This is a genomic window from Halonotius terrestris, from assembly GCF_006861665.1.
Lineage (GTDB): Archaea > Halobacteriota > Halobacteria > Halobacteriales > Haloferacaceae > Halonotius > Halonotius terrestris.
This window is the reverse complement of sequence record NZ_RKLU01000003.1, coordinates 264247-265061: the sequence shown is the minus strand read 5'-3', so window position 1 is coordinate 265061 and position 815 is coordinate 264247. Positions and strand designations below refer to the sequence as shown.

Genomic DNA, 815 nt, shown 5'->3' with positions numbered 1-815 from the left:
CTCGATNTCGNCGAGNATCNNNTCNCGCNNCNCNCGGGAGCCCGCGGTGACGACGAACCACATGTTCCACTCGTGGTTCCGGCGGTAGTTGTGGTTCACCTGCCGGTAGCCGTTGANCNNNNCGGCGACCNCNTCGAACCGNTCNGGCGGGGCCTGTACCGCGGCGAGTGCGGAACTCCCGATCACCGGTGGGTTCAACACCGGGCCGAACCGCCGGAAGATGCCGCGCTCCGAGAGCGTTTTGACGCGGTCGAGTACGTCGTCGGCAGTGAGATCAGTCCCCGTCGTCGCCGACAACTCCGCCGCCATCGCCGTGAAGGGGTCGGCGACGACCGGCAGGCCGCTTTGGTACTCGTCGATGAGCGTCGCATCGACGGCGTCGAGATCCGCCCGCCAGTCGGCCTCGATACTCATTGGTCCATATAGGGGTGTGGGGTATCTACGGCTTTCGGAGTTTGTCAACTTCTGGGCGGACAACCGGAGGCTTATGTCCGCCACAGTCCAACGCGCGGTATGGCGCAGGCGACCCAAACGTTCGGCGAGTGGCCCCTGAAACGGCTGATGACTGAGGTCTGTGGCTCCGGCCACAAATCCGCGGACGATCTGACCCGCGAGCAGGCACTCGAAGCCTTCGAGCGCATCATCGCGGGCGCGCCCGACCCGACGACCCTCGGGGCCTTTTGGCTCTCGAATCGGTGGAAACGCAACACGCCAACCGAGCTGGCGGCCTACACCGACGTGATGTGCGAACACGTCGAGTACGCCGAACCCGACTGCGACCCCGTCGACTGCGGGGCCAACTACGACGGNAANGG

2 protein-coding genes (both only partly in view) are annotated in these 815 nt (G+C 65.6%); one reads left to right on the top strand and one right to left on the bottom strand.

Annotated elements, in window-relative coordinates; all coding sequences use genetic code 11:
* Positions 1–414 carry the 5' portion of a siroheme decarboxylase subunit beta gene (ahbB, locus tag EGH24_RS08060; RefSeq protein WP_142979647.1) on the bottom strand. 642 nt of this gene lie to the left of the window's left edge, so the window shows 414 of its 1056 coding nt (coding positions 1–414); it begins with the start codon at positions 412–414; the stop codon falls past the left edge of the window.
* Positions 415–513: 99 nt separating this feature from the next.
* Between ahbB and EGH24_RS08055 the strand changes: the two genes are divergently transcribed.
* Positions 514–815, top strand: partial view of an anthranilate phosphoribosyltransferase gene (locus tag EGH24_RS08055; protein ID WP_142979646.1) — the start only. Its footprint extends 760 nt past the window's final position; only the first 302 of its 1062 coding nucleotides appear in the window; it begins with the start codon at positions 514–516; its stop codon lies beyond the right edge, outside the window.